This window comes from Nocardia sp. NPDC004604 (assembly GCF_040609795.1).
Classification (GTDB): domain Bacteria; phylum Actinomycetota; class Actinomycetes; order Mycobacteriales; family Mycobacteriaceae; genus Nocardia.
Map to the genome: position 1 here is coordinate 60,619 of NZ_JBEXLC010000006.1, position 25,821 is coordinate 86,439.

General features: G+C 66.0%; 22 protein-coding genes and 1 pseudogene. 12 read left to right on the forward strand and 11 right to left on the reverse strand.

Features of this window, described 5'->3' with window-relative positions:
• Positions 1-433: 433 nt before the first annotated feature.
• The 3 genes from ABZW16_RS04700 to ABZW16_RS04710 all read left to right on the forward strand — a co-directional run bounded on the left by ABZW16_RS04700 (position 434) and on the right by ABZW16_RS04710 (position 3,087).
• Positions 434-757: a hypothetical protein gene (locus tag ABZW16_RS04700; protein ID WP_354952197.1), complete on the forward strand. Its 324-nt coding sequence runs from the start codon at positions 434-436 to the stop codon at positions 755-757.
• Between the two features lie 73 nt (positions 758-830).
• Positions 831-2,117 carry a hypothetical protein gene (locus ABZW16_RS04705; protein WP_354952199.1) on the forward strand — a complete coding sequence of 429 codons (1,287 nt, stop codon included), beginning with the start codon at positions 831-833 and terminating at the stop codon, positions 2,115-2,117.
• Entirely contained in the window at positions 2,104-3,087 is a 984-nt protein-coding gene (locus ABZW16_RS04710) for a hypothetical protein (RefSeq protein ID WP_354952200.1), read from the forward strand. The genes ABZW16_RS04705 and ABZW16_RS04710 overlap by 14 nt, the downstream gene beginning before the upstream one ends.
• A 339-nt stretch (positions 3,088-3,426) precedes the next feature.
• Here ABZW16_RS04710 and ABZW16_RS04715 read toward each other — a convergent pair whose 3' ends face one another.
• Positions 3,427-3,927 (reverse strand): GNAT family N-acetyltransferase, encoded by a 501-nt coding sequence (locus ABZW16_RS04715; protein ID WP_354952202.1) that lies wholly within the window; start codon positions 3,925-3,927, stop codon positions 3,427-3,429.
• Between the two features lie 117 nt (positions 3,928-4,044).
• Between ABZW16_RS04715 and ABZW16_RS04720 the strand changes: the two are divergent.
• Positions 4,045-4,409 (forward strand): annotated as a pseudogene (locus tag ABZW16_RS04720) (SDR family NAD(P)-dependent oxidoreductase); the annotation flags it as partial.
• 155 nt (positions 4,410-4,564) lie between these two features.
• Positions 4,565-6,208: an acyl-CoA synthetase gene (locus ABZW16_RS04725; protein ID WP_354952204.1), complete on the forward strand. Its 1,644-nt coding sequence runs from the start codon at positions 4,565-4,567 to the stop codon at positions 6,206-6,208.
• 10 nt (positions 6,209-6,218) lie between these two features.
• Here the strand turns inward: ABZW16_RS04725 and ABZW16_RS04730 are convergent, their stop codons facing one another.
• A complete protein-coding gene (locus ABZW16_RS04730; protein ID WP_354952206.1) occupies positions 6,219-6,947 on the reverse strand; it encodes an SDR family NAD(P)-dependent oxidoreductase in 729 nt (242 codons plus the stop codon).
• 188 nt (positions 6,948-7,135) lie between these two features.
• Between ABZW16_RS04730 and ABZW16_RS04735 the strand changes: the two genes are divergently transcribed.
• The gene (locus tag ABZW16_RS04735; protein ID WP_354952208.1) at positions 7,136-8,173 is read left to right on the forward strand and encodes an AraC family transcriptional regulator ligand-binding domain-containing protein; all 1,038 of its coding nucleotides are present in this window, start codon (positions 7,136-7,138) and stop codon (positions 8,171-8,173) included.
• Positions 8,174-8,381: 208 nt separating this feature from the next.
• Positions 8,382-9,110, forward strand: coding sequence for a DUF5134 domain-containing protein (locus ABZW16_RS04740; protein WP_354952210.1), 729 nt, complete (start codon positions 8,382-8,384; stop codon positions 9,108-9,110).
• Between the two features lie 102 nt (positions 9,111-9,212).
• Here ABZW16_RS04740 and ABZW16_RS04745 read toward each other — a convergent pair whose 3' ends face one another.
• From ABZW16_RS04745 to ABZW16_RS04760, 4 genes are all read right to left on the reverse strand, one after another.
• Positions 9,213-9,914 (reverse strand): PhzF family phenazine biosynthesis protein, encoded by a 702-nt coding sequence (locus ABZW16_RS04745; RefSeq protein ID WP_354952212.1) that lies wholly within the window; start codon positions 9,912-9,914, stop codon positions 9,213-9,215.
• Between the two features lie 327 nt (positions 9,915-10,241).
• Positions 10,242-13,187 (reverse strand): DUF4132 domain-containing protein, encoded by a 2,946-nt coding sequence (locus ABZW16_RS04750; RefSeq protein WP_354952214.1) that lies wholly within the window; start codon positions 13,185-13,187, stop codon positions 10,242-10,244.
• A gap of 133 nt (positions 13,188-13,320) precedes the next feature.
• On the reverse strand, positions 13,321-13,860 hold the full coding sequence (locus ABZW16_RS04755) for a carboxymuconolactone decarboxylase family protein (protein WP_354952216.1): 540 nt from the start codon (positions 13,858-13,860) through the stop codon (positions 13,321-13,323).
• Between the two features lie 50 nt (positions 13,861-13,910).
• Positions 13,911-14,498: a peroxiredoxin gene (locus ABZW16_RS04760; protein ID WP_354952218.1), complete on the reverse strand. Its 588-nt coding sequence runs from the start codon at positions 14,496-14,498 to the stop codon at positions 13,911-13,913.
• A gap of 114 nt (positions 14,499-14,612) precedes the next feature.
• Here ABZW16_RS04760 and ABZW16_RS04765 point away from each other — a divergent pair, with 114 nt between their 5' ends.
• The gene (locus ABZW16_RS04765; RefSeq protein ID WP_354952220.1) at positions 14,613-15,527 is read left to right on the forward strand and encodes a hydrogen peroxide-inducible genes activator; all 915 of its coding nucleotides are present in this window, start codon (positions 14,613-14,615) and stop codon (positions 15,525-15,527) included.
• A gap of 145 nt (positions 15,528-15,672) precedes the next feature.
• Here ABZW16_RS04765 and ABZW16_RS04770 read toward each other — a convergent pair whose 3' ends face one another.
• Positions 15,673-16,107 carry a MarR family winged helix-turn-helix transcriptional regulator gene (locus ABZW16_RS04770; RefSeq protein WP_354952222.1) on the reverse strand — a complete coding sequence of 145 codons (435 nt, stop codon included), beginning with the start codon at positions 16,105-16,107 and terminating at the stop codon, positions 15,673-15,675.
• A 94-nt stretch (positions 16,108-16,201) separates the two neighbouring features.
• On the opposite strand from ABZW16_RS04770, the gene ABZW16_RS04775 reads away from it, so the two are divergent.
• The 3 genes from ABZW16_RS04775 to ABZW16_RS04785 all read left to right on the forward strand — a co-directional run bounded on the left by ABZW16_RS04775 (position 16,202) and on the right by ABZW16_RS04785 (position 19,319).
• Complete coding sequence (locus tag ABZW16_RS04775; RefSeq protein ID WP_354952224.1) at positions 16,202-17,053, forward strand: NAD(P)H-binding protein; 852 nt, start codon at positions 16,202-16,204, stop codon at positions 17,051-17,053.
• A gap of 252 nt (positions 17,054-17,305) precedes the next feature.
• A complete protein-coding gene (locus ABZW16_RS04780) occupies positions 17,306-18,541 on the forward strand; it encodes an erythromycin esterase family protein (protein ID WP_354952226.1) in 1,236 nt (411 codons plus the stop codon).
• Between the two features lie 241 nt (positions 18,542-18,782).
• A complete protein-coding gene (locus tag ABZW16_RS04785; RefSeq protein WP_354952228.1) occupies positions 18,783-19,319 on the forward strand; it encodes a hypothetical protein in 537 nt (178 codons plus the stop codon).
• A 113-nt stretch (positions 19,320-19,432) separates the two neighbouring features.
• Here ABZW16_RS04785 and ABZW16_RS04790 read toward each other — a convergent pair whose 3' ends face one another.
• Positions 19,433-20,080 carry a class I SAM-dependent methyltransferase gene (locus ABZW16_RS04790; RefSeq protein ID WP_354952230.1) on the reverse strand — a complete coding sequence of 216 codons (648 nt, stop codon included), beginning with the start codon at positions 20,078-20,080 and terminating at the stop codon, positions 19,433-19,435.
• Positions 20,081-20,454: 374 nt separating this feature from the next.
• Between ABZW16_RS04790 and ABZW16_RS04795 the strand changes: the two genes are divergently transcribed.
• Positions 20,455-22,236 carry an ABC transporter ATP-binding protein gene (locus tag ABZW16_RS04795; RefSeq protein ID WP_354952232.1) on the forward strand — a complete coding sequence of 594 codons (1,782 nt, stop codon included), beginning with the start codon at positions 20,455-20,457 and terminating at the stop codon, positions 22,234-22,236.
• Positions 22,237-22,466: 230 nt separating this feature from the next.
• Here the strand turns inward: ABZW16_RS04795 and ABZW16_RS04800 are convergent, their stop codons facing one another.
• The 3 genes from ABZW16_RS04800 to ABZW16_RS04810 all read right to left on the reverse strand — a co-directional run bounded on the left by ABZW16_RS04800 (position 22,467) and on the right by ABZW16_RS04810 (position 25,365).
• Positions 22,467-22,904: a hypothetical protein gene (locus ABZW16_RS04800; protein ID WP_354952234.1), complete on the reverse strand. Its 438-nt coding sequence runs from the start codon at positions 22,902-22,904 to the stop codon at positions 22,467-22,469.
• A gap of 666 nt (positions 22,905-23,570) precedes the next feature.
• The gene (locus tag ABZW16_RS04805) at positions 23,571-24,185 is read right to left on the reverse strand and encodes a hypothetical protein (protein WP_354952236.1); all 615 of its coding nucleotides are present in this window, start codon (positions 24,183-24,185) and stop codon (positions 23,571-23,573) included.
• A gap of 310 nt (positions 24,186-24,495) precedes the next feature.
• Positions 24,496-25,365, reverse strand: a complete 870-nt coding sequence (locus ABZW16_RS04810; protein ID WP_354952238.1) for a DUF6585 family protein — start codon at positions 25,363-25,365, stop codon at positions 24,496-24,498.
• Between the last annotated feature and the right edge of the window lie 456 nt (positions 25,366-25,821).

Sequence of the window (25,821 nt, forward strand, 5' to 3'; positions counted from 1 at the left end):
GAATGATCGCCGGTGTGCCGATATCTGGGCCACCCGGCCACAGTGGTTCTGCTTGCGCCGTGCCCGCCATCAGGAGTCCGGCCGATACGGCACCGACGAGCACTGCGGATCTGACCGACCAGTTTCGAAAACGCTTGCTGTTCTTCACGCTACTGACCCCTCTCACCTTGGACACCCTGGGCGTGGATCGCCAGAGTGATGATGGGACCAACCTCGTAGCGTTAAGCATATGACCGCCGCGAGGTGAAAGTGATCGTTTCCGGAATCGCTACCTCGGCCTCTGTCATAACGGACTGGTGTCGCATAAGCGCCAGCCGCGGCCGCATAGACTCGATCCGAACACGGGATCGGGCGCGCATTGTCCGGGTCCCAAGTACGCTCGGAGTGTCGAAATATGAGGCGACAGATTGGTTTCCGTAATTAAGGGGGAACAGTGGACGCGCTGAAGCTCGACCCGGCGGCGATGGCCGCCTACACCGCGATCGCGAATACGGTGTCGCAACAGCTGGCCTCGGCCTCGGCTGTCGCGGGTGGCGCGGTGAGTCCGGAGCGACTCGTCGCCGATCTCGGACCGATCGGCGCCACATTTGTGGCCCGATTCACCGAGAAGGTGCACGAACATGTCCAAGCGCTTTCTACCGCAGGACAATTGGTGGCCGCCTATGGGCAGGTACTGCGCGACTACAGCGCGGATATGCAGGGCATCGACGTAGATTCCGCGGGCGCTCTTGCCCGGCAAGGAGAAGCGCTGGCATGAGCGAACGAAGTGAGCGAATCATGAGCCAGCGTGCACGGCACATGCCGGAGCCGAGCGTCAGCGAGGCGCAGGCATGAGACGACTGCTCCGTCGGCGGCCCGCCAACACCGCCGCCGATACCCCCGTCAGCACCGTCGACCCGAATGTGGATCCGCCGATCGTGGCCACGCTGGTGCAGCCGCTGCTACAGCTGCGCGCCTCGCTCGGCAGCGGCGTCGCGACACCGGACCGGTCCGTGGTCGACGCGCTGTCCGCGGCGTCCACACAGGTCGCCGATGCCGAGGGCCCGCACCGCGACGGCCTGCACGCACTCGAGTCGACCTGGACCTCGCGCGCCGCCGACGATGCCGTTCCGGCGTTGCGCACCACACAAACTCAGATCGGCGATATCTCCGACCGCGGACCGGAGTACCTGTCGGTGCTCGGTGACGCCCATGCCACCAGCGCCCGTGCCGCGCAGAAGGTGGAGCAGATCATCGCGGACTTCCGCAGGGACGCCCGGCAGATCATGAGCACCGCGAGCGCGTCCTCGGATACCGATGCCGTGATCGCGCGGGCGACCCAGGCGCTGCGGGACGCCGTCACCGCGGTCAGCACCGCGCAATCGGAAATGGACGGCCACACCGCCCGGCTCGATGCGATGGGACCGCTCACCGTCACCACACCGCAGGGCGTCGGCACCACCCAGCAGACGGTCGTGCCCGGTACGACGGACGGCACGACGACCGCGGGCGTGACCACGACAACGCCGCTGGACCCGGTGCAGGCAGCCCAACTCCAGTTGCAGCAGTACCTGATCAACGCGGGTGTCTCGGTCGGCACCGCCGCCATCGAGGCCGGGGTCAATATCGGCACCCACCTCATCGATAAGATCGCCGAAGTCGGTACGCATGCCATGGACACCGTGGCCACCTCCGCGGATAAGGCGATCGACAAGGCGATTCCGGAACTCATCCATCCGGGCAGCACCACGAACTCGACCACTGGCGAGTCCGCGAACAAACCCACGAATGTGATCGACTTCGGCGGCGGATCGGGTCTGTCGGCCAAGCCCGCGCCGAATGCCGGGACCAGCTCGGTGATCCCGCCCAATGGATCCACCGCCACGAAACCGGCCCCCGCGCCGATGCCAGCACCGGCGCCGCAGGCACCGGCCGCCACGGATACGCCACCGTCGCGCCCCTCCGCGCCGGAACCGGCGAACCAGCCGGGCAGCACCGGCGGTCTGGCGATGCCGCCGTCACCGCAATCGGATGAGGATCGCCGCCCGCGCGACGGCCAACTCGGCGTCACCGTGCCGACCGTGCTGGCGACCGTCCCGCCTGCGGTGATCGGCGAATTCGACGATGACGAGCTCTGATTCCGGCTCCCCGAGCCGGAACCAGGGCAATCCGTTCGATACCGGACTGCCCATGATCCGGCCCGCCGCCCCAGCCTCGAAGCGGCGGCGTCCGGGCGCGCGCCGCGGTTCGGGCCAACGACGGGGCCCTCGGGTCGATCCGCTCGACCCACCCGAGCGGCCACTGCGTGCCCGGCCGTCCGGGGATTGGCAGGAATGGCTGGAACCGCGTCATCCCGCCGCGGCGCCACCGGAGGCGGAGCAGAGCCGGGACCGGACCCGCACCGTCGCGACCGAATCGCCGCTACCTGCGGAAACCAAAGCCGTTGTGCCCACGATCATCGATCGGTCCGGCGGCAATCCCGGCCCGGCACTGCGGCATCCGCCGCGACGTCGCGATCAGCAACCGGCAGGTGGCGGCAATCGGGTGGTCGCGGTGCTGATCGTGCTCGGTGTGGTGCTCGCGGTGGTTTCGGTGCTGATGTTCGTCTTCGGCGGTTCGGGTGAGCAGAAGCGCCCCGCCGCAGCGACCTCGGCGGCCGTCGTGCCAGGGACCGCCGGACGCGTTCCGGGGACCACCGCCCCCGGCGATCAACCGTCGCAGGTCGCGACGCCGGGCTGTGAACAGCGGCGCACCGGCGATGTCATCTCCGGCACGGATCCGGGCGGCACCAGCGATGGCCCCTCGGCGATCCTCGCCTTCGAGCGTGCGTATTACGTGCAGCGTTCCGGGTTCGCGGCGCGCGGCGTCGTCGCCAATGACGCGAATGTGCCCGCCGCCGACCAGATCCAGCGCGGCATCAACCAGGTCCCCACCGGCACCCTGTACTGCGTGCAGATCACCCGCGCGGGCACCGATGCGGGGGAGGCGCACTGGGAGGTCCGGCTCACCCAACAGCGACCGGGTGAGCAACCGCAGACCTTCACCCAGATCATCACGACCCGAACGGCAGGCAATCGAACGCTGATCACCGCGATCAACGTCGCCTGACGCGGACCGGCGATCGCTGCTTCGGGCGGCGCGGAATCGGGCTGTGCGGGACCGAATCGAGTCGTGTGGGTCGCATTGAGCGTGCGGTGGCATTCGGGTCGTGTGGGGCTGGATCGAGTCGTGTGGGGGTCGTATCGAGGGTGCGGTGGTATTCGAGTCGTGTGGGGCTGGATCGAGTCGTGTGGGGGTCGTATCGAGGGTGCGGTGGTATTCGAGTCGTGTGGGGCTGGATCAAGCCGTGCGGGGTCGACTCGAGCGGATAGCGCCGCTTCGAGTTGTGTGCGGCCGAATCGAGTCGTGCTGTTGCGAACAGTCGACGCGGCGAGCGGGCGGCGGTGCTCAGAGGGTGCGCGTCATGAAGACGCTGTGCGGGTCCTCGAGATAGTCGGCGAATGGTGGGCAGACCTCGAAGCCGTGCCGGGCGTAGAGCCGTTGCGCCGGGGCGAAGTAGTCGGAGGCTCCGGTTTCCAGGCTGAGCCGGTGGTAGCCGCGGGCACGGGCGTCGGCGATGAGGTGGCCCAGCAGGGTGGCGGCGATGCCGCGGCCGGTGCGATCGGTGGCGGTGCGCATCGACTTGATTTCGCCATGAGTGGCGTCGAGCTGTTTGAGTGCGCCGCAGCCTGCGAGTTCGCTGTCCTCCCAGGCACTCCAGAAGGTGATGGCCGGGCCGCGCAGGGCATCCAGGTCGAGGGCGTGCACGCTGTCGGCAGGCGAGTTGTCGTACATCTCGGCCAGATGCTGGGTGAGCAGGGCCGCGACCTCCGGACCGGACAGATCGTCGACGACGATCCGCAGGTCGGCGGTTCGGCTCCGAAGCTGCTCGTCAATATCGCTGGACATTCGTCCATCATGGACGGCGCGTCTGGACCCTGCTGTCTGGGTCGGTACTCGACGAAGACCTTCGGCGCGCTCTACTGTGAGGGCACTCGCCCTCACAGTAGGTGGCCAACCATGTCGATGTTCGAGAAGTTCGCCCGGCAGGCGAACAATGTGCCGATCAAACCGCGCCGCCTGTCCGCGCCCTGGGTGCCGTCGCTGGCCGGTCGGGTCGCGGGACGCACTGCGCTCATTACCGGCGCGTCCAGTGGGATCGGCCGGGCGCTGGCCGAGGCGGTCGCGGTCGCGGGTGCGATGACCCTGGTGGTGGCACGGCGCGCCGACGAACTCGAGGTGCTGGTGCGCGAGATCGGTGCGCGCGGTGGGGTGGCGCACGCGATCGTGGGGACCTGTCCACCGACAAGGGCATTGACACCGTCGGCGACCGGGTGCTCGCCGAATTCGGCGCACCGGAGATCCTGGTCAATAACGCGGACCGCTCGATCTCGGCTGCGGCCAAGGGCATTCGACCCGATGATCCATCGCGTACGTCGGAGTGTGGCGGAAATCTCAACGGCACAGGCGTGGCTCGAGCCGATCGGCGCGGTACATCGATGCCAGCCGACGTGCGGGCGGACAGGGACAACGCGAGGATCGAATAATGAAGTTTGCGAGCAAGTTCGGGACGCTGGCCACGACCGCGGCGCGACGGGCCGCCGATGAGACCTATTACGCCGCACTCACTGTGCGTGCCGGACTCGCGACGCCCGAACGTCCGGATCGGCTTGCCAGAATGGGCGCGGCGGTACTGCGCTCCGGACTGCTCGGTGGGCTGACAACCGTTGCCGCCCTGCGCTATCGCGATCGCAGCGCCATTATCGACGAACTCGGCCGCATCAGCTTCCGCGAACTCGATGAGCGCAGTACCGCACTCGCGAATGCCTGGCGGGCGCGAGGTCTGCGCGACGGTGAAGGTGTGGCGATCCTGGCGCGCAACCATCGTGGCTTCCACTATTCGGTTTTCGCCGCGGCCAAGTGCGGCGCCCGAATCATCTTGCTCAACACCGACTTCGCGGGCCCGCAGCTGCGTGAGGTGGTGACCCGCGAGGGCGCCGATCTGCTGGTCTTCGACGATGAATATGCCAGCATGCTGGGCGATTTCACGCCCCGGCGTGGCCGCTACCGCGCCTGGGCCGATCGGCCCGGCGTGGACACCCTGGACAATCTGATCGCGGGCGCCGCGCGCACACCACCGCGCAAGCCGCGCACCGCCGCCCGCATCGTCCTGCTGACCAGCGGAACGACCGGAACCCCGAAGGGGGCGCCGCGAAGCAGTGAGCCGACCTCGCTGTCGCCGCTGGGCGCCATCCTCGGCAAGGTGCCGTTCCGGGCGCGCGAAGTCACCGAATGCCCGGCGCCGCTGTTCCATACGCTCGGTTTCGCGCACGCCATCCTCGCGGTCGGCTTCGGCTCGACGCTGGTCATCCGGCGCCGCTTCGATCCGCAGGCGGTGCTGGACAGCCTGGACCGGCATGGCGCAACCGCCATGATCGCGGTGCCGGTGATGCTGCAGCGGCTCGTCGATGCCGGACCGAAAGCCTTCGCCGGACATGATCTCTCGCGGTTGCGGATCATCTTCGTCGCCGGATCCCAGCTCGGTGCCGAGCTGTGCGGCCGACTGACCGAAGCCTTCGGGCCGGTGGTCTACAACGTGTACGGATCCACCGAGGTGGCCTACGCGACCATTGCCACGCCCGCCGATCTGGCGGTGGAGCCCGGCTGTGTCGGCTCCCCGGTGCCGAGTACCACCGTGAAGATCTTCGATGACAATGACCGCGAGGTGGGTCCCGGTATTACCGGGCGGATCTTCGTCGGCAACAACTACCAATTCGAGGGCTACACCGGCGGCGGTGACAAGCCCCGCATCGGGCGGTTGATGTCCACCGGCGATGTCGGCCACTTCGACAGTGCCGGAAGGCTTTTCATCGACGGTCGCGATGACGACATGATCGTCTCCGGCGGTGAGAACGTCTTTCCGAGCGAGGTCGAGGAACTCCTCGCGGCCCATCCCGCGGTGGCGGAGGTCAGCGCGTTCGGTGTGCCCGATGACCGGTACGGTCAGCGACTGCGTGCGGTAGTCGTTGTGCGCGAGGGATATTCGCTCACCGAGGATGAGGTCCGCGAACACGTCAAGTCGCATCTGGCTCGGTTCAAGGTGCCGCGTGATGTGTTCTTCATCGATGAACTCCCACGCAATCCCACTGGCAAGGTGCTCAAGCGTGTACTACGGGAGCTGTCGGCCTGAGCCAGCGGCATCACATGGTGCCCAGCATCCGCCGCATCGTATGCCGCAACTGCGCCGGATCCGGCATCGCCGTGCGGAACCACCCGGTCGGCGGCACCACCACCAGTCCGCCGCGCCGATATTCGACACAGTCGACGATGGCGTCCGCGACCACCTCCGCATCGGGCGCGTAACCGGGTGCGATGGTGCTGACCAGTACGCCCTGTCCGGCAAGTCCGCGGTGCAATGCGGTGCCGAGCCCGATCACCGCGTGCTTGGTCGCGCAGTACACCGCGGCGCCCAGTGCGGCCGTCACGCCGATGGCCGAACCGATATTGACGATGTGGCCGTGCCCCTGTTCGGCGAAACGCAGTCCGGCGAGCCGGGATCCGATGATCACCGCGCGCAGGTTGGTGTCGATCTGGCGGTCGGATTCCGGCCCGGACTCCGCGAGAAATGAACCGGTCGGTTCGACATCGGCGGCATTCACCACCACATCGAGACCACCCAGCATGCGTTCGGCGGTGACCAGGAATTCGGCGAACCGCACGTCGTCGGTGACCTCCAGCGGTAGACCGACCGCGTCGGCGCCATGAATCCGGTTGAACTGGGCGGTGATTGCACGCACTTTGCCCGCATCCGCGTCACCGATCGCCACATCGGCGCCCGCGGCGAGGAAGGCCAATGCGGCCTCCTTGCCGATACCGTAGGTGCCGCCCGTAATCGCGACGCGCGTGCCGACGAGGGTCTTTCTCGGCATGTTGTTCTCGCCTACCTTGGTCTTCGCTCGACGATAGCCATGACGGTAGATTCGCGGCGGCGTAGTAGCCATGCGATATCGGGTCATGACATTGCGCAAACCGGTCAGCTCGAGTCGAACTCGATTGGTATATACGATGTTCGGCCAAAACCTTGCGAGTATCGGCCAGATGCGATCACGATGAATCGGTGGCCTCATGGGAGTGGCGGCGGTCGGTGGCACATGCGGCGATCCTTGCCGAGGTCGGCGATGACCACGATCTGACGCGCGAGGACATCTTGCGCGGTACCGCCATCGATCCGGTGGTGTTGAAGACGCCGGGCGCGGAGATCACTGCGGCACAAGAACTCCAACTCGTGCGCAATATCGTCACCTTGCTCGACGACCAACCGGGCGTGGGCTTCGAGGCGGGCATGCGCACGCGCGTCACCACCTACGGCGTGCTCGGAATGGCGGTCCTGAGCAGTCCGACCATGCGTTCGGCCATCGAGGTCGCGATGCGCTACTTCAGCATGCTGACCTCGTTGGCACGCGCCTGGCACGTCTATCACGATGACGAGATCTGGCTCTATGGCGACGATCGTGATCTGCCGGGCGACATTCGTGCATTCCTCGCCGAGCGGGATGTGGCTGCGCTGCTGTACAACTGGTATCTGGTGTTCGGGGTGCCGCCGCCGGTAGTGCGGGCCGAGGTCGCCGGCGGGCTCCTACCTCGACTGCGGCCGATATTGGAACAATTCGAGATTCCCAGCACCGAATCCTCGGAGTTCCAGCTCGCGGTCTTCGACGCCACCGATATCGATCGGCCGATGCCCAACGCCAGCCCGCTCACCGCACTGCTCTTCGAGGAACAGTGCATCGACCTGCTGCAACGCCGAGGATTGAAAGAGGGCCTTGCCGGATCGGTGCGCGAGGTGCTGCTGCATCAGATGAACGGCCGCATCACCCAGGAAGACGTGGCGGAGCAGCTGCACATGAGCCTGCGCACAATGCGGCGGCGCCTGGCCGACGAGGGCACCTCCTACCGTCGACTATGCGTGGAGACCTACGGAACGCTCGCCGAAGAACTGCTGACCACCGGCCTCACCGTCGAGGATGTCGCCTACCGCATGGGCTATTCCGGCGCCCCCAGCTTCTCCAACGCATTCAAACAATGGCGCGGTATCTCACCCGGCCGCTTCGCCCGAGCCGCCTCCGCCCGCCTCCGCCCGAGCGTCGCTCCATAGCCGCCTCGCGCCGACAGCGGTGATGATTCGCGCCTTTTATCGGGATCCGCACTCGGTGTGGCACGCAAACTGGTCGATGACGTGCTCGCGGCGCGAGTGCGGATCCCGACAAACGATGCGGCTGCGAGGGGTTGCTGTGGAAAGGGCGGCCGAGGGGCGTGGCGGATGCGACCATGGATAGGTAGCGCGGTGTCGGGAGGTGGTGGGTGTGGTCGTATTCGCGCAGGAGTATGCCGCCCTGCGGTGGTCGGTGGTTGTGGCGTTTCTGTTCGCGGCGGCGGTGGTGCTCGGCCGGTTGGCGGCACCGACCCGTGAGATGCGTCGGATGGCGGGGGAGTGTGGTGACGCCGGGACGGTCGCCGTTCCGCTCGTTGGCGTCGGAAGAGCGACTGATTCTCTTCGGCCGCAGGCAAATTCGATGGGCGAGGGCGTCGCGGCATGTCACGAATCCGATGCCGCGCATCTGATCATGTGTCTGGTCATGCTCGCGATGCTGGTCTTTCCCACAGGAGCGAATCCGGTCGCGTTGCGCGGGGTGCTCATCGCAATGATCGTCGTCTTCGCGGCACTGCTGCTGGACCGAATTGTGCAGTGGCGCAGTGCGACTCGATTGGTGCCCGCCGATCGGATGGTCGCGCTGGGCTACCACATCGTCGTCGCGCTCACGATGCTGTACACGATGTCCGGACACGCTCCGGGCAGCCATGCCGATGGTCCGAAGCCGATCCCCGCCCTCGCACTCGCCACGCTATTCGCTGCGGACGCGATCGCGCTGATCATCGCGGCGAGCACCGGACGTCCACAACGCTGGCTCGGCCACCCGATCGGCCCGTCAACCGGTCCACTCCGCACCTGCGCCCTCTCATCCGCGATGATCCCCCACCTCGTAATGGACCTGGGCACCACCTACATGCTGATAGCCACCACCGCCACCTGACTCCAGCATTGAACAGGCGATCACCATGCACTCATGCAGGTAAACGTCGAGAGCGCACCTGCACCAACGCATTCTCGGTCACCCGGGCGGTGGGTGGGTGGGCTAGAGGTGGATGGGTGGGTCGGCGACGACTCGACCGCCGAGACGGACCCAGCCGTCGGAGTCCCATTCGGTGAAGAGCTGGGACCCCTTGCCCTGGGTGATGATCAGACTGCGGCGCAGTAGGGCGGTGATGGCGACGGCGGCGGCGCCGGTGGCTTCGTCCTCGGCTATTCCCATTGATGGGGCGAACATTCGGGAGCGCAGTGCGCCACGGTGTTCGTCGGTCCAGGTCCACAGGTAATGGTGGCCCTCGTCGAAGTCGTCGGGCCGCAGGTTCGTCAGCGTCTCGACGTCGTCGAGCTGGTGGAAGGTGAATTCCGGCGTCCATTCGCCGCGCGCCCTGATCCAGGTGAGGCCGTCGGTCAGCTCGACGGCGACCGGACCCGCTGCTACCTGCAGGATCCGCACCGGGCGGCCCTGCTCGGCGAACCACCACGCGGTACCCACGGATGGGTGTCCAGCAAACGGCAGTTCTACCGAAGGGGTGTAGATCCGCACCTTGGCGATCTCGTCGACAGGATCCTCGACGACAACGGTCTCGCTGAAGCCCGCCTTCGCCGCCAGCGCCTGGTGGTCCACATCGGCGACGTCGGCCGCACGGACGATGCCGAGTTCGTTGCCGCCGTGCCCCGCCGGATCCGTGAACACCCGCACGACCTCGACCCGCGTACCGGTAGCCTCCGGTTCACCTTGTGTACCCATGAGCGCGAGCCTACCGGCAATTCACCAGTGACCTTATGACTCGTCGGCGGGTATGTGTCTGGGACAAACAAGCCATTAATGTGCCGAATTGTCCGCTATGCCCTGAACCCCTTGTTTCTGGGCAGTCCCTTTGGTTTCTGGCGCACCGGCAGCCGCATCGTCATGTCCCAGGAGGCGGCGCGCAGCCAGCTGTTCGGCTTTCTGCTGAACCTGTTTTTCGGACTCACCGTCCTGTGCCATCAGTTGGAGCTCAACAAGATCGGCGACCGGTTGGGCTGGCCGGTACAGGCGACGCCGTCCTGCGGGGACGGGGCCGTTGCTGTCTCATCAGGTTGCGCTCCGGCCGATCTGTGGAAATGGTTGCGGGAGTTCGTATTCGGCCAGTACACCCGCCCAGGCGGCGGTCAGGTCGGCGCCGAGATGACTCGGATGGGCAATTCCGATGTCGGCGTCTTCGGCGAGTTCGAGTGTGCCGCCGCTGACGTCGGCCAAGGTGTTGTCCGCAGTGATGCGGAAGGACTCGACCAGTCGATCGTCACGGTAGGTCGCCCAGATCAGTCGGCGAGTGAGGTTGATGCGCACCGGATGCGCGATGTACTGGTTGCGCAGTTCATCGAGGGTGAAGCGGCGATCGGTGACCATGGCGCGTTCGAGTCGCCGGATCTGCTCGGCGGCGCAATTCTGGACGTACTTGGGAATCGTGCGGTACGTCGCGCCCGACTCGGCGGCGAGCGTCTGGTCGTCGTGTGCGTTCGCCTTGGGCAGGGATTTACGGCGGATGCCGTCGGCGCCGGTAATGGTGGGGCGCAGTTGCTCATCGAAGCCGAGGACGAATTGGCGTGGTCCGAAATCGAGCAAGGCCGTGCCGTCGGGACGCAGCCCCGGGTCGAGAACCATTCGGTCCGCGAGTTGATCCGCACTCAACCCCAACTCGTCGGCCAGATCGTCGACTCGGATCCGCGCCGCCGCACGGACCGCGGCGTTGCGGCCCTGCTGGGCCACCGTGATCAGCGCGGACAACGCACAGTCCGAGCCGATTGCGGCGAGCGTATCGAGCGCACTGTCCTTGGCTGCACTCCAGAGGAGATGAGACAGCAGATCCGCGACCGTCTGGTCATTTCCGAAGGCGGCCAACGCCTCCCAGACCCAGGTGTCCTTCGACGGTGAGCCGGTCTTGGTCCACTGGTCGAAGATCGCACCGGCCGCGACGGCCAATGTCGCTGTGTCGCAGTACTCGCCGATACGCGCCAGCGCGGCGTGCGGAACTCCGGGGTCCGACAGCATCATGAGTACGACGAGGTTGGCGACCGCGTCGTGCGGCAGTGGGTATCCGCTGGTCAGCATGATCGGCGGCAGCTCAGGAATCGACAACCATTGCGGCAGCGGGGGAATCCGCGCGGGCACGATCTCGGCCGGATCGATATCGAGCAACTCGCGCACGGCAGCGGTCGCGCCGTAGGCGCTCGCGGCGGCGAGCACGGCATCGGTGTGCCCGAGCGTGGCGAGGGTGCGCAAGGCGGCGGCGTGTGTGCGTCTTGCCTTGCGCGCCTTGCCGATCGCACCCGGGATCAAGGCGGTAGCGGCATAGTCCGGATGACGGCGCAGCCAGTCCAGGGCGATGCGGCGGCGTGAGCGCAACGGCAGCCAGTCGGCGATCAGTGCGGCGACGGTCGGACTTTCGAACGGAGCGATCGCCGGGGCGTGGTAGCGCGGCTGCGTCGTTGCCGCGTCGATGACCAGATCGTGAGCCGCGGCACCGTGGGCAGCCGTGAGTTCGAGCAGTGGCTCGGCGTGCCAGAGCAACGAGCTGATGCGGCTGGTGCGCAGGTACGGGTCCGCGCGCGCGAGCTCGACCTGGGCGAGTGCGGTCAGCTGCCATTCGCTGATCGTGGAGCTGCCGGGCGGGACGTGCTCCAGCCGCTGCCGCACTTCGTTGGTGGTCAGTGTCTCGACACGGCCGAGCCACTTCTCCCGCTCGCCCGCTTGCCACGAAACACGCACGTCGGCAGGCGCTTCGAGGGTGGCGATGGTGGTCGGCTCCGGGCGCGGTCGCTGCCATGGCGGATCGCGCAGAATCGCCGGAACGAGCTCGGCGGGAGTGGTGGGAACCGACGGCGTCGGCAGACTTTCGATGATCAGCCGCCGAGCGGATTCGGGTAGTTCGTCGCACATGGCGGTGGCGAGTTCGCGATGACGCCGGACGTGGTCGCGGAAGGTGTCGGTACTTTCCCTGCGGGCGGTCCGCGCAGCGAGCACGCGCATGGCCCGTGCGGGGAACCGTTCGGTGGAACCGAGCAGCGCCGCGGCGGTGGCATTGCGCCAGGCGTGCTCGGCCAGGAAGTCCATCGCCGCATCGTCGGGAAGTCGGGCGAGGATGCGCGCCAGGGTTTCCGGTCCCGGGGCGGAGCCGTTGCCACGGCCGGTCTCCCAGAGCCGGATGAGGACGCTGGTAGCGGCGGGGCCAAGATGTGCCGCGAGACTGTAGATCAGCGACTTGTTATCGCGCAGCAGATGCCAATGCCAGGTGATCATGCCGAGGATGCGGTGGGCCAGTGCCGGATCGGTCACCGAGGCGAGCAGGAAGGTGGCACCGAAGCCCTCGCTGAGTTGTGGATCGGCGAGATCGGCTGTCACCCAATGCTGTTCGGTGGGAAATAGGTAGGAGGTCAGCAGCCGGATCGATAGCGTCCCGCGCCGCAACCGCCGTGCCTCGTCGAGGGCGTCGGCATAGTCCATGTCCGCGGCCGCGGCCAACAGGGTGCGCAGGCGGCGAACCAGCGTGGCGGGCGGATCACAGGGCTGCGCGGTGATCCGGTAGGCGTGTCCGTTCCACATATCGGACGACTGTGACTCCGCGCAGACGCCGGTGAGCGCGGCCACGGTCGAGACGGCGAACCGGAGGCCGTGGGTGGCGACGAGATAGTCGGCCAGATCCGCGTGGTTGTCGTAGTAGCGGCCGAGGGCATCGCCATCGAATAGCTTCGCGTCCATGCCGATTGCGGCGCACACGGCCGCGCCGAGCGGATCGGAACCGGGACGGGACAGGTACTGCGCGCCCCGCTGGGCGAGCACCCGGTGCGAGCCGGAATGGCCGAGAATCGCACGGATCCGCTCCGCGGATTGCGCCAGTTTGTCGGAGACCGACTGTGCCGCAGCCACATTCACGGTGACCCTGGCCACGGGGCAGCGCCCGCGAAATGGATCGGTTTTCGACCACCAGGCGCCGGGTACCACCCAGATGTCCTCATCGGTCGGTGGCGTGCGGACAGCCATCGGCCCGTCTCCCTTGTTCACGAGGTGCGTATCGCGGACAGGTTAACGAGCCGCTCCGACATGTACCGGTCGACACGGAAACGGCAACGGCTCCGCCCTTTCGGGCGGAGCCGTTGCTCGGCGTATCGAGATATCAGACCGCGACGGCGGCCAGCGCTTCGGTGGACTGCACGGCCTGGCCGACACCGGCGACGATCGCGGCCGCGCGCAGCGATTCGAAGATCACCTCGCGCGAGACGCCCGCCTCGCGCAACGTCTTCTCGTGGGCTTCCAGGCAGTGGGCGCAGCCGTTGATCGAGGAGACCGCGAACGACCACAGCTCGAAATCGGCCTTGTCCACACCCGGGTTGCCGATGATGTTCATCCGCAGACCGGCACGCAGATCGTCGTAGCGGCCCTCGAGAAACGCCTTGCCCCGGTAGAACACATTGTTCATGCCCATGATCGAGGCGGCGCCGAGTGCGGCGTTGTACGCCTCCGCCGACAGGTTGTCCGCGGCCTCCTCGGCGATCTCACGCAGCGTCGTCGCCGACCGGGTCGCGGCCGCCGACGCCAGCAGGGTGCCCCACAGCTGCTGTTCGTTCAGCACGGTGGTGCGTGCGATGGACGACAGATTGAGCTTGAGGTCCTTTGCGTACTCGGGGAGGGAGTTCTTCAGGGTCTCAATGCTCATTCGGCGAATCCTCTTCTCATTCGGGGGTTTTCAGGTGTATCGGATAATGCTCAGACGCTCGCGGCGAGCAGTTCGCCCGCGTTGATGGTCGGATCGCCCTTCTTCCAGTTGCAGGCGCACAGCTCGTCGGACTGCAATGCGTCGAGCACCCGCAGCACCTCGTCGACGTTGCGGCCGACCGAACCCGCGGTCACCGAGACGAACTGGATCTCGTTGTTCGGGTCGATGATGAAGGTGGCGCGGTCGGCGACGCCGTCGGCATTGAGAACGCCGGTGGCGGAGGCCAATTCACGCTTGAGGTCGCTCAGCATCGGGAAGGGCAGGGTCTTGAGATCCTCGTGCTGGGCGCGCCACTGGAAGTGCACGAACTCGTTGTCGACCGAGGCGCCGAGCACCTGCGCGTCGCGGTCCTCGAACTCCTCGTTGAGCTTGCCGAAGGCAGCGATCTCGGTCGGGCACACGAAGGTGAAGTCCTTGGGCCAGAAGAAGACGATGCGCCACTTACCGGCGTGGTCGTCGGAGGTGATCTGGGTGAAGTAGTCGTCAGGCTGCTGAGCGTCGACCTTCGACAGGTCACCGCCGATCACCGCGGTGAGGTTGTATGCCGGGAACTGGTCGCCGATGGTCAGCAAAGCCATGCTTGTCTCCTCGTCAGTCGGGTTGCTAGAGCGAGTGGATCGAAAAGCTCACGGGTGATCTTGCCCAAAGGCCAGTGAAAGGTAAACGTGATCAGTCGCACTACACTGATAGGAGTGACTGATCAGACTTATCAGCCGACCCTGTCGCAGCTGCGTGCGTTCGTAGCGATTGCGGAGTATCGCCATTTCGGCACCGCGGCAGCCAGGCTCAATGTGAGCCAGCCCACGTTATCGCAGGCACTGGCCGCATTGGAACACGGGCTCGGGCTGCAGCTGATCGAGCGCAGCACCCGTCGGGTGTTGGTCACCGCCGCGGGTATGCGGCTGCTGCCACAGGCGACGGCCACCCTCGAGGCGGCCGATCGATTCGTCGCCTCGGCGACCGGTGACAGTCTGGGCGGCACCCTGCGGATCGGCATCATCCCCACGGTTGCTCCCTATGTGCTGCCGAGTCTGCTGCCCGAGTTGCGCAAGGTATTGCCCGCCCTCCTTCCTCAGGTGATCGAGGACCAAACCGCCCGGCTGCTGGAGGGTCTACGCACCGGGGTGCTGGACGTGGCGCTGCTCGCGCTGCCGACCGAGGCGCCCGGCCTGGTCGAGATCCCGTTGTACACAGAAGAGTTCGTGCTGGTCACGCCGCGCGGCCACGAGCTGGCCGGGCGCACCGATATCGCCGCGGCCACCCTCGATGCGCTGCCGCTGCTACTCCTCGACGAGGGGCACTGCCTGCGCGATCAGACCCTGGAATTCTGTCGCTCCGCCGACGCGCATCCGGCCGCGGTCGGCGATACCCGGGCCGCCTCGCTGGCGACGGTAGTCCAATGCGTCGCGGGCGGCCTCGGCGTAACGCTGATCCCGGAGATGGCGGTCGAGGCCGAAACCGCGCGCGGCACATTGGAAACCGCGCACTTCGCTGCTCCCGCACCGGGGCGCACGCTGGGGCTGGCGTTTCGTGCGTCGACGGCGCGCGCCGATGATTACGCGCGGCTCGCGGAGATCATCCGATCGCAGCGGCCCGGGGCGAACTGAATTGGTCCCTGTCTCCGAGGGTAATCGCGCACCGTGAGTCTCGGCCGTCCGAAAGGTCGGGTACTCCCACGGGTCGGCCGATGACCGCCGCGGCTCGAAGGGGCGGCGTCGCCCGGCGCGATTCGAGCCGCGCTGCACACTGGGATCAGGGTGTGGAGTCGCCGAGTAGCTCGCTCGCCGTCCGGTGGATTTTGCGCAGGGCGCTCATCAGGTGGCGGCGTTCGGCGGGGGTGAGATCTGCGGTCACCTTGTCCTCCAGGGATTGTCGCTGCGCCTCGATCGGCTGCTGGAGGGCGCGGCCCTTATCGGTGAGCCAGAGGCGGACGAGGCGGTTGTCGTGTTCGTCGCGGCGGCGCTCGAGCAGGTCCGCCGCGCTCATCCGGTTGGCCATCTTGACCACGGTCGGGGTGGTGACGTTCAGCGCCGCGGCGACCTCGCCCGGCGTGCGGCCGTCGCGCTCCCACAGTAGGGCCAAGACGTGATTCTGGCCCAGATGTAGTCCGTGCGTACGCATCTCGCGATCGGCGAGGGCGCGCAGCACCTTCGAACTGCGGCCGTGCAGGTCGAGGAATTCGGGCATGGTCGGCCTCCTTGTCGTGGTCGCCGGGCATTGACGCTTGATCGTTAGCCGTCTAACGTTCTGTTCATTAGACGGCTAACGATGTGGAGATCTGATGATAGTTGTTACCGGCGGCACCGGAAATATCGGCCGTGAGCTCATCGGCGAACTCGATGCCAGGGGTGCGGAATTCCGTGTGCTCGTTCGCGATCCGGCTCGTGTCGCGGATCCCGGCCGGAGCGAGCTGATCGTCGGCGACCTGGACGAACCAGCCACTCCGGCGGCGGCCTTCGACGGTGCCGACAAGCTGTTCCTCCTGGTGCCGGGGATCGGCTCGGAGCATACGGTGAGTGCGGTGAGCGCGGCGCGAGCCGCCGGGATCCGGCATATCGTGCAACTGTCGTCTTTCAATGCGATGGGCGATCCCGCACCGGCCATGGGGCGTTGGCATCGCGACCGCGAGCGGATCGTTGCCGAATCCGGCATTCCGGTGACCGTCCTGCGTCCCGGTGGCTTTATGACGAACGCGCTGGCATGGGCACCGACGATTCGCTCCGGCGGTGCGGTGCTCGATCCCACCGGACCGGGCCGCTACGCCCCGATCGATCCCGCCGATATCGCCGCCGTGGCGGCCGAACTACTCACCAACGACGGCCACCAAGGCATGACCTACACCCTCACCGGCGCGCAAACCTACACTGTCGCAGAGCAAGTCGCGACCATCGCCAGAACGATCGGCCGCGCCATCGAGGTCCACGAGGCGGCCACACCGCAGGAAGCCCTGCACTCCCGCTACCCCAACGGCGCACCACCCGCACTGGCCGCCGCAATTATCGAGGGATTCGAATTGATGCGCGCCGACACAGTGGGGTTCCGGACCGACACCGTCCGCCAGCTGCTCGGACGGGACCCGCGCACATTCGAACATTGGTGCACCCGCAACATCGACGCCTTCCGTACCGCATGAACCTGGTCTGAGTGTTGCCGATACAAGCCCCTTCGACGAGCGATCGCCATGCGCTTGCGCAGGCAAAAGTCGAGGGTTTACGTCCCGGCCGCCCCTGTGCCTCGATGGCGACTCCGTCGTTGACATCTGCTTCACTGCCAATTACCTTTGTCGCCAAAGTTAATTGGCTTTGCAATTAAAGGCATTTTCGTCGCTACTCAGCCGCCCCTTCCCGGCACGGCAGGGGACGTTCGCTCACTGTAGGAGGACATCATGTCGTACCCGGCACCCGACGTCGCCGAGGTCATGCAATGGATTCGCGACACGGCCCATCCGTTCGACGTGGTCGAGGCCGACGGGCCACTTGCCGATCTCGAGGTGCTGGCTGATCGGGCCGCCGGTGACGTCACCGTCGCCGGTATCGGCATGACCACCCGCGCCGGGCACGAACTGTCTGCAACCGCGCATCGAATACTGCGGATACTGGTGGAGCAAAAGGGGTTTCGGGCGCTGGCGCTGCTCGACGATGTTGCCGTCATCGCGGCCATCGACGAATACGCGCGCACGGGTGTCGGCGACCCGCGCAAATTGCTCGACGACGTCTGGGTCCCGTGGCGCAACTCCGAGACACTCGCGGTGCTGGAATGGGCGCGCGCCTTCAATCGTGCGCACCCGGACGATCCACTGCGGCTGTTCGGCCTGACGCCGGAGGCCGCGAAGCCTGCACACTATGGGCAAGTGACGGCGTTCGTCAGAACTGTTGCGCCGGAACGGCTCGGCGAGCTGAACTCGCATTACGACCCGATTGTCACCGCTCACCGGTTGGGTGAACACATACAGCGCGCCAACGGCACCCACCCCGGGCGCCCGTTCGTCGACTACGCCCGAGATGCGCTGACACTGGTCGAGTCGTTGCCCGGTGCCGCCGATATGCCCGCCGTGCTGGACGCAGCCCGTCTCATCGTGCGATACCACGAGTTCAGCACCGCTTCTGGGCGCCGTGACTTTGCCGCTGAAACTGCGGACGCGGCCGATCGCATCGCCGACTGGCACGACCGCACTGGGCATCGCATCGTGTACTGGGAAGGGGTGTCGAATACAGCGGTCGCAGATCGGCTCACCCTGGCTGCGATGTCGCAGGAGTTCCCGACCACAGGATCTCTGCTCCGGAAACGGTTCGGCACCGGCTACCTGTCGGTGGCGGTCACCTTCCATCACGGCCAGGTCCGCGCCGACATGGTCATCCCCGCGCCGGCGAAAGATTTCGCCGACACCATGCTCGATCTGCCCGAACGCGAGAATTATTTGCTCGATGTGCGGAATCCGCCCGCCGACGCGGTACAACGATGGCTGCACGAGCCCGCGAAACTCCGTCTCGTCATCGGAACCTACGACCCGGATCGCGATGCCGACCACTACATCGGTGGTGCCGGCCTGGGTGAATGGTTCGACATCCTGCTCCGGATCCGCTCCATCACCCCGACGCACTCACTGCTCGGTTCGCCATGACTGTCTGCGCGGCATCCGCACATCGGCATTGTGCGGATGTTCGGTGCCGCAGCGGTCTGGGGCCGGGTGATCGTCGGCGGGTCAGCTGGCGCGTTGATGGCCGATCGTGGTGTCAGTGCAGGTGTCAGGTGTGTGTCAGGTCGCCGTCAGTCGGCCCGGCGACAGTGTGTCCATCGAACAAAACGACCGGCACCGACACGGTTCCGGTCGGTGCCACAACCGATTTCGAGGAGTACACGAGATGTCTGTCACCATCACCCTGACCGACCAGGACAAGAGCACCCTGCGCACCGCCGCCTACGGTGCGGTGTCGTTGCTGGCCGCCGCTGGTGCGTCGCACAAGGGCATCACGCACGGTTCCATTGTCTTGACCTCGGCGACCGGACTGGTCGGGCATGTGCTCGCCGCCAAGTCCAAGGACATCCACTTGCCGGGTAAGTCGGTCGCCGAACTCGCCGATCAGGTGTTGCCGAGCCTGACCGCGGCGATGAGCCTGCTCGGCGAGCAGTATCCGGGTGAGGCCGACAACTTCCGCGACACCGTCCTGGTCGCCGTCGAAGCCGCCGGCAGTCCCGCAGGGGCGAGCCCCGCCCGGCCGTGGCGGCGATGGCCCGCAAGATCACCGCGGCCCTCGACGCTGCCTGACGGGTGCGGGGTCGGCGCAGCTGGTGGCGGGGTCCTGTCCGGACCCCGCGCCTCGGCTACCGACCGTCGAACCTCGAGGTGCGGCCCCGTGGCCGTTGGGAAACGCGCGCCCAGCGGATCGAGGCGCACCTGAGCATCGTGTTCGCCTCCCCTGCCGTAAACCACTGGATCGAGCACCGAACCGGTTGGAGCATAAGGAAATTCGTCCACCCCACTCGCTGCTACGAACACTGTGCGACCCTGCACTCAGAAGCGGGATCTCTCGGGGCTGGGCAGGCTTCGATCTGCGCGCGAGAACACCGCCACTAGAAAGTCGGACTCGTCGGTAAATGGACGTAGATCCCACGTCGATAGCCGCAAATCCACCGTGAGTCCGGCATCCTCGGCGTCTGCCAGGAACTGCGGGAACTCGTAACCACGATCGGCGCCGAACCCTACAACCACCCGACCGGCTGGGGCGAGATGGCGGGCGAACCCGGTCAGCGCCGCCTCCCGGGTGGACGGTGCCAGAAATGTCATCACGTTCCCCGCGCACACGATGACGTCGAAGTCGCCGGCGATCCCACGGCCTGGCAAGTCCAGTTCGGCGAGATCACCGACTATCCAGGTCGGACCGGGATAGTCCTGCTCCGCCGCAGCGATCAACACCGGGTCGACGTCGACGCCGACCACGACGTGGCCAGCTCGGTGCAGGTAGCCGCCCACACGCCCCGGGCCGCACCCCGCGTCCAGGACTCGGCCACTGCGGTCGAGCATCGCGTCGACCAGCCGCGCCTCCCCGACAATGTCCGTGCCTTCGGCCGCCATTGCCCGGAACCGCTCCACGTACCACGTCGAATGCGCAGGGTCGGCAGCAGTGAGCTCTTCCCACTGGCTGGGGGTACGTCCGCTCATGGTCTGTTCCTCTTCGCTCGGGCTCGCCTCTGGTTCACTGTGCCACTGCCGTGCCGATAGTGAGCGCGCGGCCTGATGGTGCCCGCCGCCGATGCAGCCCGCCCGTCGACACCGGACTGCAGACGGATAGCGACGCCGGTATTCGCACAAGTAGATCGACCACCCGGATTCTCAACCACCACTTTCGCGCATCGGCCTGCAATCCGCCCGCGGCCGGATCGGCGGCCGGCACCCGCCCTGACCGAACTACGAGCACCCGAAGCCCGGCGAGCGGACCCAGCTCGCGGTCGGCGGATATTCGCTGGCGGTAACCCGCCTGGACGCGGGATCATTGCTCACCTGCGTCGCTCGTTAATTCGAGACGAGGGGGGAGCATGAGTTCACGCGCAACGGCGGTCAAGCTGGTGCTGCGTTTCTATGGCCGGGAAATGGCCTCTCGCAAGGCCACGACGATTCCGGCGCTGCTGGCGCCGGCACTCGGCAACATCTGCAACCTGTACATCGCGCCGCTGATCGTCGCGATAGTGGTCGGCCGGGTCGCGGTGACCGGGGACACGAGCTTCCGGGCCCTGGCTTCGTATATCCTCGCCTTCGGTGGCACCCTGCTGCTCGCGGAACTGTTGTGGCGCATCGGGATTCACTGTCTGAACCGAGTCGACGCCTATGGTATCGAGCACCTGTACGTGCTCGCCATGGACGAGCTGCTCGCCAAGGACGCGGCGTTCTTCCACAACAACTTCGCCGGTTCGCTGACGAAGCGTTCGCTCAGCTTCGCGGCTCGGTTCGAACAGTTCGTGGACACCCTCGCTTTCGAGATTCTGGCGGCTCTGGTGCCGCTGGTGTTCGCCTCGGTTGTGTTGTGGCGCTACAACCCCGTGCTGGTCCTCGTGCTGATGGGGATGATCGTGGTGACCGCGCTGGTCATCATGCCCTTGATCCAGCGCCGTCAGAAGCTCGTCGACGACCGGGAGGCCGCCATTGCGCAGGTTTCCGGGCATGTGGCCGACAGCCTGGCCAATATGCAGGTGGTGCGCGCCTTCGCTGCCGAACCGCAGGAGGCGGCCGAGCATCGGCGGCGGGTCGCCACGTCGCGGCGAAAGTCGTTGCGCTCCTGGGATTACGCGAACCTGCGGATAGATACGCTGGTGACGCCGCTGTTGGTGCTCACCAACGTGCTGGGCCTGCTGATCGCGCTGGGCCTCAGCGGCGGGAATGCGGGGGTGGAGGCCATCGTGGTGGCATTCACCTATTACTTCAACGCCACCGGGATCATGTTCCGGTTCAACCAGATCTACCGGCGGTTGGAGACGGTGCTCACCGAGGCGGCACAGTTCACCGAACTGCTGCTCGACGAGCCGAAGGTGCTCGATATCGAAGATCCGGAACCACTGCGGCCCAAGGGCTTCGACGTGCGGTTCGAGACAGTGAACTTCACGCATGGGGGTGCGCGGCAGCTGTTCCACGGATTGGATCTGCACGTGCCCAGCGGCGCCAAGGTAGGCCTGGTCGGACGATCCGGTGGTGGCAAGACCACCATCACCCAACTGCTGTTGCGGTTGATGGATATCCAATCCGGGACGATACGCATCGGCGGGCAGGACATCGCCCGGCTGCGGCAGGCGGATCTGCGCAGTCTGATCGCCTACGTGCCACAGGATCCGGCCATGTTTCACCGGACCCTGAGCGAGAACATTCGGTTCGCGCGCCCGGACGCCACCGATGAGGAGATCCTGCGGGCCGCCAAGGCCGCGCACGTCACCGAGTTCGCGGACGCGCTGCCGCAGGGTATGGGAACGCTCATCGGCGAGCGTGGCGTGAAACTGTCCGGCGGCCAGCGTCAGCGGGTCGCGCTGGCTCGGGCCATCCTGCGGGACGCGCCCATCCTGCTCCTGGACGAGGCGACCAGCGCCCTCGACTCGGAAAGCGAATTGCTTGTGCAGCAAGCGCTCTGGGAGTTGATGCAAGGGCGTACGGCGCTGGTTGTCGCGCACCGGCTGAGCACTGTGGCCGGGATGGACCGGCTGGTGGTGCTCGACCACGGGCGAGTCGTCGAGGAGGGGACACACGAGGAGCTGCTATGCGCGCAAGGAACATACGCTCAGCTGTGGCGGCACCAGTCGGGTGGATTCCTCGGCGAGGACATGGTCGCGCGTTGATCAGAGTTCGTTGGAGCTCGATCCCGACGTAGGCACGTGGGAACTTCGAGACGCTTTGCCGGAGCTCGATATAACAAATTCGGCGATATCTACGGCGCGGCGGGAAAATCAGCAACGGTAGGTGGCGGAGCGGTCGGTGACGGCATCGAGTCAGGACGTGGCGCTTTCTGCGCAAACTCGAATGACCATCTGGTCCGACCGTCCTGGTACTGAGTCGCCGTCGGCGGGTCTCAGTCGAGAGTGAAGACGAACGAATACCAGTCTGCGGATAGCCTTTCGAACCGTTGGGCGCCACTCCCTACTGGTTCTGCGCTAGGCGAGTAGACCCAGCCCTGGACAGTGGAGCCCACGTACCCGTCGGCGTCATAGAAGTAGACGCGCCCATCGGACCGGCGGTGAGCCAAGCTGATATCGAGGCCGCCGAGACTCAGGTCTTGGCGGGTAATCGGTCTATCCTCGTGCAGCATCTCGACCGCGACCTTTTCCATTTCCGGACGTGCGGAGTCGAAGTTCGCGGGCTGAGAGACCAAACCAGCGACCAGCCCCGCGAGCACAACCACCGGCACTGCGGCGACCTTCCAGGACCACCCCTGCTCTCTGCCGAGCAGGTACAGCGTCTTGATCGCCCACACGAGCAGGGAAACACCAAGCAGAATCCCGCCGGCCACCAAGCCAACGAGCTGATCGGGACCGGTCGAGTTCCTGACGAACGGAGCCCAGTCGAGGTGGACGCACAACAGAACCACAACACCAAGGACCGTCCCTGTCAGGACCGCGGAACCCGGCGCAGTGGCAGTGTACCGTCCACCCTCGGTCTGTCCGTCGTGCACACGTGATGTTTCGATCGGGGCCTCCTTATCTCGACGACTGCGAACCAACACCTGACCCGCGCTCAGCGATCCCCGCAACCGAACTCTACGGCGGTCAGCCCACTGACCGAGCTCAGCCGACCGCGTCAGTGCAGGTGCTGCAGCGTGCTCTCCGGTGTCGAAAACTATTGGTGTCCAACAACTCTTATCAGACCTTCCGAAGATTGCGGTTTGTTGTGACCTCGATCGAGTGTTGGGACTATCGCAGTCCCGAACGCATGGCCGGTAGAGCCACCCTCTTCGTCGAAAACCGCCGGAACATTATGTATTCGGCCGGGCGGTGTGCATCGCGAATGCTGAAATAGTCATGGCACGTTGATCTTTCGGCATCGAGTCGGGCCTCGGCGAGCGGTTCATTTCTGCTCAGTTGCGCAGGCCGGTGGTCAGTTCTGCACGTTATCTATGCACAGGATGCGGTCGCCGAACTCCCGACCGCATTTCACGGGTTCGAGGTCTTGTGTGGGGTCAGCTCCACACGCCGGTCTCGACGACCCAGATGCCGTGGTCGCCCTGGGTCGCGGGCTGGGCGAGGTTCAGGGCGACCTTGCTGCCGTCCTGGTTGGTGACAAAGACGACCGTCGGTGCGTCGGTGCTCGTTTGCACGCTGGTCCAGCCGAATCGCCCTTGCACGAAGGACTTTGCGACCTGGACGCGGTCCAGGCGCCAGGGCTGGTGGCCGCCGTCCACGGACTTTTGCAAGTCGGTGGCCTGCTGACTGGTGAGTCCCTCACCGGCAAAGGTGGTGCCGGATGCCGGATGGTTTGCTGCCGGTTGCTGCACAGTGTCCGCCGGGACGGAGGTGATCGGCTGCGGGGCCGCGGTCTCCGAGGGATTGATCGGGCTCTGGGCTTGCGGCTGCGACGGCGCCACTTGATCGCCGGAGGTGGCGGGCGCGCCAGAGGTATCCGACGGGGCGACGGCGACCGGCGTCGTGCCGGAGATCGCCGACGAGCCCAGGGTCGGCGTCGTCGACGAGTTCGAGCATCCGCAGATCACCGCCGCACCGGCAAGCGCACCGAGCAGCATCACCCCCACCCGCCGCGAGAGCCTGCCGGGGGTGCGAGAAGTGCGTTCAGGCATGGTGTGGTGCATGGGTCCCCCGGGTCGGTTCCGCTACCGCGCGATCTGCATGGATTACTGTCCTGATTTCGCACCACGGGACCGTCTCGTTACTGCCGCGAGCGATAACGGTGTCGGCCATCGCTCTCCGTATGGGGCATTGGCGCAACGGCCCAGGACAATTCACGCCGACGACGGCCTCGACCACCATACTCGTCTGGTTTCCGGAGCGCTGGTGCTGCTCAGCGACCTGTGGTCGGGTACGACGGAATCTGGCTCGCCCGCAGAATCCTGTGTTCAAGTGCGGTGCAGACGAGCGACGTTCGGCTGATCAGTCGGTTTGCGGCTCACCGTTGTTGTGGGGCTCTTGTTCATCCGGCTTCGCTTGGTGGCGTCGGTGGTCCGTGAGTGCGGTGAACAGCCGGAAGTTCGGAATCAATTCAAGTGCTGCGCCTTTCAGTGGCTTCCATTTTCCGTCGACAGTTATGCCGACTCGCCCGGCATCGACACTTATCTCCTGGACGCTGGGCCAGGGGACGGCCTGGCCGTTGGCGGAAATGTCGGTCGCGGAGATGCGGATCGGGCCGAAGTCGAGGGCTCCGCCTGCGTCGAGTTCTGCTGCGGCGGAGGCGAAGCAGGCTTTTACGATGCCATCGTGGATTGTTGAAGCCCAATACTGCGGGTCTGTGTACCCGCCGCGTAGCCAGAAGTCGGTCTCGAAGAACCCGTTGAGCGGAATGCTTTGTCCCGCAATGTCGGTGAGGGTGCCGGTGTAATACTTCGGGCGATCGGCCTCGCGCTGGAAAGTGTCGTCCGAATACCCGTACAGGTAGGCGAGCGTGCTGTCGTAGCGTGCGACTCGGATGGTTCCGTTCGCACCCACCACCACGAGGCCGTGCTCATAGAGCGCCAACTGCGCATTGATGTCGATAAACCGCGACCGGCGGCGAAGCACGAGCGGAATACCCAGCATGAGGAACAACAATGCCGCCCACACCGCGCCTACGGCGGCTCCCGCCAGATATCCCCACGTTCCGCAAAGGATGACCGTAAGGGTGCCCCACATCGCGTAGCCGCGCCAGGGAATCGGTGGCATCCGCCACGGGTACGTCGCGACGGGATTCCCGAGATGTGCTCCGGCAGAAGACGTTTCGATCTCAGATGGTAGCTGCGGGCCATCGTGATCATTCGATTCGGGCACGACTCCTCCTTCGTGTCGTGCCACTTGACGCTACCCTTGCTCGCCGCGCGATGCGGGGCATCGATCCCGATGCGTCTCTGCGGGCAGGGCAGAGGCTCAGTGCTTTTCGGCACGAGCCTCGGAGTGCTGCGGGCGAATCCTCCCGCACAAACCGCAGTCGGGACCCGGAAAGCCGCCGTGACGGCTGGGGAAATGCCCGCACATCGGCAGAAAGGCGCGGTCCGCCGAAGTTTGTCGAGTCACCGTGCCGGACAACCGATCAGCGGCTACATGGGACGCCGTGGGCCGACTCCGCCGAAGCGCTCACTCACTGGCAAGAGCTGATAATGGAGGCTCGGTGCGTAAGATGCTGGCACCGTGCACTTGGAACTGGTCGCGATCGTGGTCGCTAGCTGCTGTCCCTGGGCTTGCCGACACTGGTGCGTCGAGTTTGCCGGCGGATTCTGCAAGGCATTT

Bases quoted from the DNA above. Each gene is read 5' to 3' on its own strand.
- ABZW16_RS04760 (WP_354952218.1), bottom strand. From the start codon at position 14,498: ATGGCTTTGCTGACCATCGGCGACCAGTTCCCGGCATACAACCTCACC.
- ABZW16_RS04745 (WP_354952212.1), bottom strand. From the start codon at position 9,914: ATGGGTACACAAGGTGAACCGGAGGCTACCGGTACGCGGGTCGAGGTC.
- ABZW16_RS04780 (WP_354952226.1), top strand. From the start codon at position 17,306: ATGTCGTACCCGGCACCCGACGTCGCCGAGGTCATGCAATGGATTCGC.
- ABZW16_RS04770 (WP_354952222.1), bottom strand. From the start codon at position 16,107: ATGCCCGAATTCCTCGACCTGCACGGCCGCAGTTCGAAGGTGCTGCGC.
- ABZW16_RS04785 (WP_354952228.1), top strand. From the start codon at position 18,783: ATGTCTGTCACCATCACCCTGACCGACCAGGACAAGAGCACCCTGCGC.
- ABZW16_RS04805 (WP_354952236.1), bottom strand. From the start codon at position 24,185: ATGCCTGAACGCACTTCTCGCACCCCCGGCAGGCTCTCGCGGCGGGTG.
- ABZW16_RS04775 (WP_354952224.1), top strand. From the start codon at position 16,202: ATGATAGTTGTTACCGGCGGCACCGGAAATATCGGCCGTGAGCTCATC.
- ABZW16_RS04755 (WP_354952216.1), bottom strand. From the start codon at position 13,860: ATGAGCATTGAGACCCTGAAGAACTCCCTCCCCGAGTACGCAAAGGAC.
- ABZW16_RS04795 (WP_354952232.1), top strand. From the start codon at position 20,455: ATGAGTTCACGCGCAACGGCGGTCAAGCTGGTGCTGCGTTTCTATGGC.
- ABZW16_RS04710 (WP_354952200.1), top strand. From the start codon at position 2,104: ATGACGAGCTCTGATTCCGGCTCCCCGAGCCGGAACCAGGGCAATCCG.
- ABZW16_RS04730 (WP_354952206.1), bottom strand. From the start codon at position 6,947: ATGCCGAGAAAGACCCTCGTCGGCACGCGCGTCGCGATTACGGGCGGC.
- ABZW16_RS04715 (WP_354952202.1), bottom strand. From the start codon at position 3,927: ATGTCCAGCGATATTGACGAGCAGCTTCGGAGCCGAACCGCCGACCTG.
- ABZW16_RS04725 (WP_354952204.1), top strand. From the start codon at position 4,565: ATGAAGTTTGCGAGCAAGTTCGGGACGCTGGCCACGACCGCGGCGCGA.
- ABZW16_RS04790 (WP_354952230.1), bottom strand. From the start codon at position 20,080: ATGAGCGGACGTACCCCCAGCCAGTGGGAAGAGCTCACTGCTGCCGAC.
- ABZW16_RS04750 (WP_354952214.1), bottom strand. From the start codon at position 13,187: ATGGCTGTCCGCACGCCACCGACCGATGAGGACATCTGGGTGGTACCC.
- ABZW16_RS04705 (WP_354952199.1), top strand. From the start codon at position 831: ATGAGACGACTGCTCCGTCGGCGGCCCGCCAACACCGCCGCCGATACC.